Here is an 11474-nt window from a genome sequence, read left to right on the forward strand (position 1 = left end):
CCATTAGAATGTTAATATAGAAAATCTCATGACACTTCAGCATATTACGCTAATAACTAGCATATTTTTTATCACATCATGTACTGTATCTGATCCCACTTACACTCGGGCAGGAACAGACTCGACAGTATCTTCAGACGCATATCAACAATGTCTTTACCAAGCTGAACTTGCAACTGCAAATACAGGTGCATTGCCCCCTAAATATAACGGAAAAATCAATGATGCTGTCAGTTCTGGGATTGCTGATGGTATATCTAGAGGATACGAGCAAGCTAACCTAATAGACCATTGCATGAAAATACAGGGTTATAAAAAGTCTTTATGATTGATCAAAACATACACCCCGATACCTATTTTCATATACGAGTCATCTTGGGCATGGTGACTAGCCTTGCTGTCGCTCGGCTATTAACTGGATTAGCACGTTTCGTGCAGCACCCAGGACGTATCCGTGTTCATTGGCTTCATATTGGCTGGGTAGTCTTTCTATTTCTAGAGGTTTTACGATTCTGGTGGTTTGAGTATACCCTCTCAAGTATAGCTACATGGAGCTTCGCAAGGTATTCCTTTGTTACTGGGTATGCAGCCCTACACTTTTTCCTTGCTACTATGTTGTTTCCAGATGATATGTCAGAATTTGATGGATATAAAGGGTATATGGAAGCAAGGCGAGGTTGGTTCTTTGGATTAGTAGCAGCGCTGTTAACTGTCGATTTAATCGATACTTTGCTTAAAGGGCAGGTGTATTATTCTCACTTAGCTCTCGGTTTTCCATTGCCTGAAATCATATTAATTATAGGTTCCTTAGGGGCAATGCGCATAACGAATAAAGTTTATAACATTTCATATATTTGGGTTTGCTTAATAACTCAAGTATTATGGATACTTTTTCGAACAGGAAGTATGTAAGTATTTTGAAGAGTTATTAAGTAATGACTGAATAAAGAACCGTTTCACGCTCAACTGTGAAACGGTCCTATAGATTATAGTTCAGTTGCTATAACACTTTATAAACTTCCACAGCGTTCATCCAGAATGACATTCTTATTATGCTGATACCCTTCCACAATTTTCGCTTTATCACATTCAAACTGGCTAACTGGGTATTGCTTATCCCAAGCGGTGAAAAGCTGACTTTGTTGTTTACTTAAACGAAAACTGGAATAAGTCGTATCAAAATATAAATATGTGCGAGCAATTAATCCACGCGCCGATTCTGGTGGCTGAGCTTTTCGGCTATCAACATGAAAATCGCATGACCCAAAATCACTTTTGGTTCCCGACAACATTTGAAAATTATAATTAGAACGGTACGCGTTAACGCTACCCACCGCAGCAAACAAGTTATAGCCATCCGCTTGCATCAAACGAAACTCTTTACTGACTTTGGTGGCACACTTACGCCCTTTAAACGCTTTACCATTTTTAACGCAGGCATTATCACCGTCTCGCCATTCTTTAAAGCTACGCCCAAAGTTTTCCGCAGGCACAACATGCTCAAATTCAATACGCTTAGCGCGAGATTCGTAAAGTGAGGCATTAAAACCTGACGGTAAATGGGTTTGTTTTTTAGCATCAAATGGCACGTCACAATAAACAGTGCGTCGAACCGAATCATGGTTGTAAACTTTGTCCATTAATAAGCGTTTTGCTTTAGAAAAAGAATCAATACTGGTATTTGGGGTGGCATGAGCCATAACTGGGAGTGACAGGGCAACAAGAGAAAACAATAACTTCATTTCTACATCCTTATTTTCCCCCATTGTAATGTCTTTTTAATACTTTTCTAATACTTATAATTACAAAAACATCAATTGATAATAATTATCATTTATTGTCTTTTGCTTCAATATTGGTTAGTCTTTATCTATAAAACCGCCTTAAAGGATTAACTCCATGATTAGTAAGATAAAATCAAAATCTTATGCTCTTAGCCTATTAAGTTTATCTTTCTTAGTTGGGTGCTCTACCCTATCTCCCTCCCCCGATAGCTCAGGTACACTCGAGAAACCATCAGGATCATCAATCGACACATTTTATGACTATCAATTATTCTCACTGTCCAACCACAAGATAGATATCGAGACATTCGTTCAACAGACCAACAAGGTCGATGTGATTTTAGTCGGAGAATGGCACACGCATGCTGGTGTTCATTTATTTCAAACTCAGTTACTTAAAGCGCTTATCCCACAATCAAGAGGCGTAGCCCTTTCTATGGAGCAATTTAGTCGAGATAAACAAAATGTTGTGGATGATTACTTGAATAATGAAATTGGAGAACAAACCTTAATTACCGATGGGAATGCATGGCCAAATTATGAGAGTGATTATCGTCCATTGGTTGAACTCGCTAAATCCAACCAAATTGATATTATCGCGGCCAATGCACCAAAAACGACAGTAAAGTGCATTGCAAAGCAAGGATTAACATATCTAGATAACCTTTCTCAAGATCAGCGTAGGTATGTTGCAACTAGCATTAATACCAAAGATTCACCTTACAAAGATAAATTCATGGCATCCATGCACCACGGCACATCGGCTCAAAATGAAAGGCAATATGCAGCGCAAGCCACTTGGGATGAAACCATGGCTGAAAGTATTGTGCTTTATTTACAACAATACCCAAATAAGCAAATTATGCACATTGCCGGAAAATTTCATACCGAAGAAGGATTAGGTACCGCCGCTGCCATTTTGCGTCGCAATCCTCATTTATCTATCGCGATTATCACTCCAACAGAAAAGATAATGCCGAATAGCACCGATTATCAATTACTCGTCGGCGCTCCGCCAGTTCGTTACATCAAACCGGAGAATCGCATGAAAGCCTATAAACAATTAAGTACTCGAAGCCAAACCACGGATTGTAAATAACATCGGGTTAAATAAACAAAAAGCCAACAATAGGTCTTCTATTGTTGGCTTAATGATTTGCACCAATACGTTATCAGTAAAGTGTTCATACCGAATGGTGTTAGTTAACTAAACTTCAAATTAACTATCTAACATATTGGCATAAAAGAATTTAGGGCTTTGTAGGCCTTCACGCTTTGATTCATACATCGCCATATCAGCGTACTTGACTAAAGTTTCAGCATCAACGGTATGCTCTGGCGCTAATGCTACGCCCATACTCAACTTCACTTCTAATTCTTTACCACGATAAATCAACGGATCTGAAACCGCGATCATCATGCTAGATGCAACTTCTTTGGCTTTTTTCAGTGTAGTCATGCCTTTAATTAATACGACAAATTCATCCCCACCATAACGATAAACCGTGTCGGTACTGCGCAAATTACTTTGTAAACGTTGCGCCACTACTTTTAGCATCTCATCACCATAATCATGGCCTAAAGTATCATTGATCTGTTTGAAACCATCCAAATCAATAAAGCATAACGTTAAAATACCCTCACTCGATTGAGTCGAACTAACGGATACTTGAATGTCATCATAAAGCCCTAAGCGATTATTCACCCCGGTTAACTCATCGGTATGCGCTTTGGTTTCTAATTCTTCATGTCTTTCAATGATCACTTCGCTCATTTCATAGAAACTGGTCATCAAGTAACCAATTTCATCTTTAGGCAAGAAGTCGGAAATTTTTTGTCTTTCGCCTGATTCCATTTTCTTAGTCGCCTGAACCAACTTATTAAGCGGCTCAAAGAGGCTTTTACGGATGATCGAAAAGGTTGCCATAGCAAAGAAAACCATCACCAGAAATTCCATTGCAATCACAGTATTAATATAAGCATTTAACTCTTTACTACGACTTTTATGTTGCTCAAGAAAAAGGCGCTCTTGGCTATTTAATTGTGACAAATGATGCGCCACATTTTCCATTACCTCTTTACCAGCATTGCTGCGGATGATTTCTTGAGCATCAGGAAGATTAATTTCCGCTGTTTTAAGAGTACTTTCCAACTCTGCTAGCTTAATGTGAGAAGTTGACGTAATTTTATCCAACAGTATTTTTTGCCCGGCCCCAACTCAAGTCTATTATTAATTTCAATGCTCTATAAAAATAAAACATGAATAATACAACAATCCATTGTATAAATTGTTTCTAACGGCGGTTAGGATGATTCAAAATGTGGTCTTCCCAATCTATGACATCGATTTCATACACCACTTTATTGCGCACACTTTCGCCGGCAGCATGCATGGCAGATTTAGAACCGGTAATTAATGGGTGCCATTCAGGTAAAGGCTTATCTTCAGCTAACAAACGGTATGAGCAGGTTTCTGGTAACCAATTGAACTCATCGATTTTATCTCTGGTGAGCTTTAAACACTCTTCGCCAGATTCAAAACGATTAGGATAATCCTTACAGCCACAAGTTTTGCTATTTAACCAGCTACAAGCGACATTGGTGTAGTAAACGTCATCACTATCCTCATCCATCAACTTATGTAAACAGCATTTTCCGCACCCGTCACACAAGGACTCCCATTCTTGCTCACTCATTTGCTGGAGTGTTTTGCTTTGCCAAAATGGAGTATTCATAACGGTGCCTACTTTAACAGTTTCGAATGTGAATGAAGTTTCTACCTCAAACTAGGTTGCGTTTTATACGCTTTTTGTCGCCAACATTCAAGTTCTACTATTTTTTGTATGGGCATTTTGCTACTATCTGCGCCCATTTTGATATGTAGGGTATGAGGTTATATGGATTGTCGATTAGGATGTGGTGCGTGTTGTATCGCTCCAAGTATTTCATCGCCGATTCCAGGCATGCCGAATGGAAAGCCTGCTGGTGTACGCTGTATTCAGCTCAATGACGACAACTTATGCAAACTGTTTGGATTACCAGATCGCCCTGCAGTCTGTCATCATTTCAAACCAGAAACCGCTATTTGTGGTGAAACATCAGAGCAAGCGATTCAGATCATCACTGAATTAGAATCTATAACGTAAACTCTGATCTTTGAAAGCGTTATTAGTGTTAAAGTTTCAAACGACCTAATAATGAATGTGAAAGCGTCGTTCCATCAACTAATTCAAGCTCTCCACCCATTGGCACACCATGAGCAATACGACTTGCGTTCACTTCATGTGCCTTACAAAGCTGAGCGATGTAGTGTGCCGTTGCTTCCCCTTCAACCGTTGGGTTAGTCGCCAGGATCACTTCTTCAATATCACCTTGCGCCAAACGATAGTCCAACAAATCCAAACCAATATCACTTGGGCCTATGCCATCTAAAGGTGATAAGTGACCCATGAGCACAAAGTAACGACCAGAATATTGGCCAGTGGCTTCAATAGCCGCGATATCAGCTGGCGTTTCTACCACGCACATTTGCCCATTGGATTGGCGTTTAGGGTTAGTACAAATATGGCATGTATCTTGTTCTGTGAATGTACGGCATTGATCGCAATGACCAATTTCTGTCATCGCTTGCGATAATGCTTCAGCAAGCTGTAGCCCACCTTTACGATTTCGTTGTAATAAATGAAAAGCCATTCTTTGTGCCGATTTAGGTCCAACACCCGGTAAACAACGCAAGGCTTCCATCAATTGTTCTAACATGCTGCTCGTTCGCATTCACTTCTCTTTTCAACGTAAAACTGCAGCCTGATAAGCTGCAGCTTGATAATACACTTCGACTCTTTAACCAATACTTAGCGTATGGATTAAAATGGCATTTTCATACCTGGTGGTAATTGCATTCCACCAGTCACGCCAGCCATTTTTTCTTTTTGGGTTTCATCAATACGACGAGCGGCATCATTGAAAGCTGCTGCAATCAAGTCTTCCAGCATTTCTTTATCGTCTTCCATCAAGCTTTCATCTATATCAACACGACGAACACTATGGCTGCCAGTAATGGTCACTTTTACAAGACCTGCGCCTGACTCACCAATTACTTCCATATTGGCGATTTCTTCTTGAAGCTTTTGCATACGCTCTTGCATTTGCTGGGCTTGCTTCATCATATTGCCCATTCCGCCTTTACCAAACATGTTAATCTCTCGTCTGTTCACTAAAATAATAGATTTCCATTGAAATTCAGCTAAGTTCAATGGCATTAATACTTATATACCCAAGTTACTTGAGTATATAATTGGGTTGAAAATATAAACTTTCAACCCTTTACTCACTCAACTTTATCCCTAGGCTCACATTTTAAGGCCTGATCTAAAAATAGCCTTCAAATAATTGCTATGCCCATCGCTAGACAGGGCGAACACTATCATTATCAATATCTGCCGCAAATCGTTTTTGGAAAAATTGAATATTAGGATCAGCGGCAAGGCTTTCAAAAGCTTGTTTTAACTTATCTTGATACAATTTCTCCCGCAGCTCTAATGGCGTAATTCCACCCTCTCCAGTTTGAATCACGAGCTCACAAGTTTGCTGAAAGTGTTGTGATAATGCGTCGACAAGATCTTGTTGTGCTTTCGGTGTATTCAAATGAGCCTGTTCCGAACGCAGTATTAAGGTAATGGTTTCATCCTGTTTAACATAGGTTGAGTTCAGCGCGAGCTGCTCTACCAACTTGGGCGTATTCAGTTTTTGAATGATCGCACTCCAAGGGTCTTGCTCAACCGATTCATGCAATAGTTTTTCAATCATTTCAGGCGTTTTAACGTGCTCTAATGCGCGTTTAATTTGTGTTGGGGTAAGCTCGTTATTTTCAGTAACAAACGCTTCTGGTTGAGACGGCTTCCATTGATAAGGCTCATTATTATCCTCTCCCTTACCCGCCCCTGAAATAGGTGTACCATTGGATGATATTGGCGACCCCTGCACCGCTTCAACTGCTGCAGCCGTATGCTTACTGGCAATACGATCTAGCACTGACGTTTTAGCGGAATTAACAGACGTCGCATTACCCTTTTTTAGCGGATCATTCCCTGCCGATGCATCACGCAAATTTTCGCGCTTACTACGCAGCTGATGCCTTAAGCCAGTTAATGGTGAAGCTGACGCTTCTGATGGCTTGCTCGGAGCAGGTTGAGGCTCTGCAGAAGGCAAAGCTTGTTTAGGTGCATGGCTTGCCGCTGAATAATCACTTGAATCCATCTGATTGGCAACCGGTACTGACTCATTACGTGGTTGCGGCTTTATTGGATTAGCCGTTAAAGGTGATGACATTGGTCGTGGCGTCTGCGCATTTTGAACAGGAGGCGCTGCTTGAGAAGCCATTGGAGTTGAAGGCTGAGCAGTCGTTGTATTGGCAACCATTGAACGTTTTGATTCCATAACAGGAACCGTCATTGTCTGAGGAGCAGAAGCCACTATTGGATTAGCATTCACCATTTGAGCTGGGCGAAATGCCAACATTCTTAACACCAGCATTTCTGCTGCCATTTTTTCACTCGGCGACAATGATAAATCTTGTCGACCTTTCAGCGTCATTTGATAATACAGTTGAACATCTTGAGGGCTTAACGATTGACTGAGTAATTCAACACGCTCGGCATCTGGCTGTTCTTTATCTAGGCTAGCGGGTAGCGCTTGATACATGGCAATACGGTGCAATTGAGCGCTGAGCTCTTTTAATAAGCCATCCCAAGCAATACCATTAGAGGCTAAATGATTTAAACAATCCATTGCCACTTGAGGCTGTTTGCTGCTGATCGCTTCTAATAACAATAACGCTTGCTCAGTATCTAATGTGCCAAGCATATTGGCTACGGTCGCGCTGTCAACATGGCCGTTACCCAATGCAATCGCTTGATCAGACAAACTCAGGGCATCACGCATACTGCCATCTGCCGCATGAGCAATAAGACTTAGCGCTCTTGCCTCAGAAGTGATCTTTTCTTCACCAAGCACAAAATTAAGCTGTTCGTGAATTTGATCCGAGCTGATTGGTTTTAAATGAAACTGTAGGCAGCGCGATAAAATCGTAACCGGCAGCTTTTGAGGATCCGTCGTTGCTAATAGAAATTTAACGTACTCAGGCGGTTCTTCTAATGTTTTCAGCAAAGCATTGAAGCTATGTCGTGAAAGCATGTGAACTTCATCAATTAAATAAACCTTAAAGCGACCACGAGCAGGCTTGTATTGCACATTATCCAATAGCTCGCGGGTATCCTCAACTTTAGTTCGAGACGCCGCATCAATTTCAAGCAAATCGACATAACGACCTTGGTCTATCTCAACACAGCTATCACACACACCACATGGGTTGTCAGTAATGCCTGTTTCACAGTTAAGACCTTTAGCAAACAGTCGACCAATTGAGGTTTTACCCACACCGCGCGTACCGCTGAATAAATAAGCGTGATGCAAACGATTCTGCTTCAAAGCATTCTCTAATGCAGTAATAACATGGCTTTGTCCGACTACATTTTCAAATTTTGTAGGTCGCCATTTTCTTGCTAACGCTAAATAACTCATTAATAATTCCGGTTAAATGATTCTAACTGTTTGCTCATTTTTAAGAACGACAAGCATAAGTAATACGGTGCGTATTAATGCCCATCAAACTCACAAATACTGTAAACATCTAAACCCAATTTTTCTAATTTCTCTTCGCCGCCGATCTCTGGAAGATTAATCACAAACGCCGCATGAGAAACTTCACCACCTAATTGGCGGATCAATTTCACCGTTGCTTCAATGGTACCACCCGTCGCTAATAGATCATCAACAACCAAAACCTTATCACCAGCTTGAATTGCATCAACATGAATTTCTAGTACATCAGTGCCATATTCTAACTCATAAGATTGTGACACCGTTTCACGTGGTAATTTACCGGGCTTACGAACAGGAACAAAACCTAAGCCTAGCTCTAAAGCCAGAGGCGCGCCAAATAAGAACCCTCGAGCTTCCGTTCCCACTACTTTGGTGAATCCCATTGACTGGTATTTCTCAACCAAAAGCTGAATGGTCGCTTGATAAGCTTTAGGATCTTCCATCAAACTCGTCACATCACGAAATAAAATCCCCTTCTTAGGATAATCAGGAATAGTTTTAATGCTAGCGCGAATAAATGCAGTGGTGTCAGTCGTCATAATGAGGTTCTTTTAGTTATTGAAGCTTAGGATGATTTTACCATCCCTCACTCGTGCCGTAATGATTTAATACTAGTAATGACAGGTATGTTAGTGATTTTCATCAGCCTCAGCAACATCTGAAACCGGATCATGGACAGGCAAGCGATAAAAGAAAAAGAAAAGCACTGCAAATCCAGCGACCACTCCTAATCTCATCCACCAAATAGGCATCATAATGAATGAAAATAGAAAACTAATGGTGAGCAGAATAAAACCACGTTTTTTCATCGCAGAACTTACTGCTTTATGCGTATTCCAATTATTAATAATCGGACCAAGGTGAGGATGATGATGGATCCAATGATGAAATTTTTCATTACTTCTCATAAAGCAGGCGCTCGCAAGAAGTAGAAAAGGTGTCGTCGGGAGTAAAGGAAGGAAAATACCCAGAATTCCTAAAATAAGCGCTAAGCCACCAACAGCATTCAATAGAAATTTACGTATGATGGGACAGTTCCTTACATAAGCTTAGCGCTAAATCAGCACTACTTCTGAGTTAACAAAGTAATCCATGTAAGTGTTGCAGGAAGTGTTGGTAAAAGTAAAGCAACAACAATACCTAAAAGGTAAAAAAGATTAAACGGTTCTTTAAAGTTTTCGTCTGCCACAGTCGGTCCCTCGAAATAAAAATTTGAGGAGCTAATATAATCTAAGCCGAAGTTAACAAAAACATACAGAGTGTAAGGTTATTGACAATAAAAACACTAACAGCTCACAACTTTCTATTTTATTGCCCTAGACCAGTATTATTAGCGGCTTGAATATTATGTAAACCGCTATAACCAACTTAAGAACAAACACCCTCTATCAACATACTAGGTTCTTTATAGTTAGTTTAAAACTACGAACCCCAAGCTCGCTAAGAACCAATTCCCCACCTTTCTTCATGGGTAAGTCACTAGTGACAAAATTCTTAGTGCAACCTTCGCCTAACTTGATCCCCGTTTCAATTGCTTGGTTTTTTCCCTGTTGAATCCAATGACTTTTTAAACCCGCGGGTAAAATAGAAATCGTCCCTTCAACCATATCAGCGATACCAAAAATAGCGGGAATAGAATCAGCGCACTGAGTGCAACTAATGCCTTTTTCCACCGCATCTGCCAAATCTTTCAAATCGGAGTGGCATCGCTTTCGAGTTCGAATAAAATCATTGAATAACGCGCGCACCAATAGTGCCGTTCCTACTCCGTTTTCTCCTCCAGCAGAAGAGTCCACTAAATAAAAAGCAAACCGACCATCCATTAACCAAGAATAATCAAACACTAAAGGCATAGTTTCTGAAGATTGAAGCACTAAATAACTGCATTTCCACCCACCTTGCTGAGTATCTCTTTCTGGCTGTAAGGCGTGAAGTAAATCTCTGGCGGTCACCGTATTATCTTTTAAATGATTAAGATGCCAATACAGTTCTTTTTCTTCTGCTACTTCACCAGATTGATCAACTCTGAACCACTGGCTTGAAAAATCACGAGTAAAACTCGTATTGCTTTGCGCTTCATCTAACGTGGTTTTTATCGCATCGGTAAAGTGCTCTAACCTTGTAATAGGTTTGGTTAAAAAGTCTTTAATTCCAAAACGCAGGACCTGTGCGACGTCGGCCATATCTTCGGTTGCAGAAACAACGATCATCGGCAGCATAGGAAACTGCCAACTGACCTCTTCCACCAATTCCACACCACTGACTATCGGCATATTCAAATCACAGATCATCAGATCGGGAACATGCTCTCTTAATAGTTGCAAGGCTTCTAAGCCATCTTGAGCTTCGACAACCTCGTAATGAAGTGACTTCAGATATGAAGCAATCATGTTTCGGAAAATAGGATCATCATCCACTAGCATAATCGTTTGCATCGAACTACCTAACGCTATATTGACTCTCTGAAGTTGAGAGGTTGAGTTATGCATATTGGAAGAACCTCTTAGCTATGGGTTAGTTTCCTAACTGCGAATTCAAACAAACGGCTCACTTAGTCGTTAACATTACCAAACCATGCGATGACGGTAGCTAGCTTGCCTTTTGCCCTTATTGATAGATTTGACCACAGTATCTTGATTTTTGTTCATTGCTTTTTCTTTGATGTGAAACATTTAACAAAAAACAAAAAAACATTGGCTGTATCACTTGTCACACCAAGCTTTAGACTAAAATACCGCACGCATTATCTGAACTTTCAAATAAATAGCACTCACACCAAAGCACGCCTATAAAATTAAAAGGCTCTCCTATAAAAATAGTAATGAAACGCCGCAACTTCAAATTCTAACTGTGAGCAAAACCGCAATGATTGTTTTCAAATTTAGAAATAAATTGATGTGAGGCAACCTAATTCCGTGAAGTTCGGTTACACTGGAACCAAAGAGGTACCTATAAGTGTCTAGTATAATGAAACTTGATGATTTAAATTTATTCCGATTAGTGGTGGAAAATGAGATCGGAAGAGCGGTT

The 11474-nt window shown here is 40.3% G+C and carries 12 protein-coding genes; 3 read left to right on the forward strand and 9 right to left on the reverse strand.

Translation table 11 applies throughout. The annotated features are described in order from the left end of the window. The first annotated feature begins 324 nt into the window (after window positions 1–324). Window positions 325–912, forward strand: a complete 588-nt coding sequence (locus tag A1QC_RS09295; RefSeq protein WP_017023972.1) for a hypothetical protein — start codon at window positions 325–327, stop codon at window positions 910–912. A gap of 98 nt (window positions 913–1010) precedes the next feature. On the opposite strand, the gene A1QC_RS09300 is transcribed toward A1QC_RS09295, so the two are convergent. Continuing rightward, the gene (locus tag A1QC_RS09300; RefSeq protein ID WP_017023973.1) at window positions 1011–1742 is read right to left on the reverse strand and encodes an endonuclease; all 732 of its coding nucleotides are present in this window, start codon (window positions 1740–1742) and stop codon (window positions 1011–1013) included. A 157-nt stretch (window positions 1743–1899) separates the two neighbouring features. Between A1QC_RS09300 and A1QC_RS09305 the strand changes: the two genes are divergently transcribed. After that, on the forward strand, window positions 1900–2883 hold the full coding sequence (locus tag A1QC_RS09305) for a ChaN family lipoprotein (RefSeq protein ID WP_039836144.1): 984 nt from the start codon (window positions 1900–1902) through the stop codon (window positions 2881–2883). A 120-nt stretch (window positions 2884–3003) separates the two neighbouring features. On the opposite strand, the gene A1QC_RS09310 is transcribed toward A1QC_RS09305, so the two are convergent. Both A1QC_RS09310 and A1QC_RS09315 read right to left on the reverse strand, forming a co-directional pair. Then, window positions 3004–3936 (reverse strand): GGDEF domain-containing protein, encoded by a 933-nt coding sequence (locus tag A1QC_RS09310; RefSeq protein ID WP_158006026.1) that lies wholly within the window; start codon window positions 3934–3936, stop codon window positions 3004–3006. A gap of 142 nt (window positions 3937–4078) precedes the next feature. Further along, window positions 4079–4519 (reverse strand): YcgN family cysteine cluster protein, encoded by a 441-nt coding sequence (locus A1QC_RS09315; RefSeq protein WP_017023976.1) that lies wholly within the window; start codon window positions 4517–4519, stop codon window positions 4079–4081. 162 nt (window positions 4520–4681) lie between these two features. Here A1QC_RS09315 and A1QC_RS09320 point away from each other — a divergent pair, with 162 nt between their 5' ends. Then, window positions 4682–4930 carry a YkgJ family cysteine cluster protein gene (locus A1QC_RS09320; protein ID WP_017023977.1) on the forward strand — a complete coding sequence of 83 codons (249 nt, stop codon included), beginning with the start codon at window positions 4682–4684 and terminating at the stop codon, window positions 4928–4930. Between the two features lie 28 nt (window positions 4931–4958). Here the strand turns inward: A1QC_RS09320 and recR are convergent, their stop codons facing one another. The 6 genes from recR to A1QC_RS09350 all read right to left on the reverse strand — a co-directional run bounded on the left by recR (window position 4959) and on the right by A1QC_RS09350 (window position 10933). After that, window positions 4959–5558, reverse strand: a complete 600-nt coding sequence (recR, locus tag A1QC_RS09325; RefSeq protein WP_017023978.1) for a recombination mediator RecR — start codon at window positions 5556–5558, stop codon at window positions 4959–4961. Window positions 5559–5647: 89 nt separating this feature from the next. Next, on the reverse strand, window positions 5648–5977 hold the full coding sequence (locus tag A1QC_RS09330; RefSeq protein WP_026025679.1) for a YbaB/EbfC family nucleoid-associated protein: 330 nt from the start codon (window positions 5975–5977) through the stop codon (window positions 5648–5650). 211 nt (window positions 5978–6188) lie between these two features. Further along, window positions 6189–8363 (reverse strand): DNA polymerase III subunit gamma/tau, encoded by a 2175-nt coding sequence (gene dnaX / locus A1QC_RS09335; protein WP_017023980.1) that lies wholly within the window; start codon window positions 8361–8363, stop codon window positions 6189–6191. Between the two features lie 74 nt (window positions 8364–8437). Continuing rightward, window positions 8438–8983, reverse strand: coding sequence for an adenine phosphoribosyltransferase (gene apt / locus A1QC_RS09340; protein WP_017023981.1), 546 nt, complete (start codon window positions 8981–8983; stop codon window positions 8438–8440). A 90-nt stretch (window positions 8984–9073) separates the two neighbouring features. Then, the gene (locus A1QC_RS09345) at window positions 9074–9454 is read right to left on the reverse strand and encodes a DUF454 family protein (protein ID WP_017023982.1); all 381 of its coding nucleotides are present in this window, start codon (window positions 9452–9454) and stop codon (window positions 9074–9076) included. Between the two features lie 378 nt (window positions 9455–9832). Then, window positions 9833–10933: a response regulator gene (locus A1QC_RS09350; protein ID WP_026025681.1), complete on the reverse strand. Its 1101-nt coding sequence runs from the start codon at window positions 10931–10933 to the stop codon at window positions 9833–9835. Between the last annotated feature and the right edge of the window lie 541 nt (window positions 10934–11474).

Source organism: Vibrio rumoiensis 1S-45 (assembly GCF_000286955.2).
Lineage (GTDB): Bacteria > Pseudomonadota > Gammaproteobacteria > Enterobacterales > Vibrionaceae > Vibrio > Vibrio rumoiensis_A.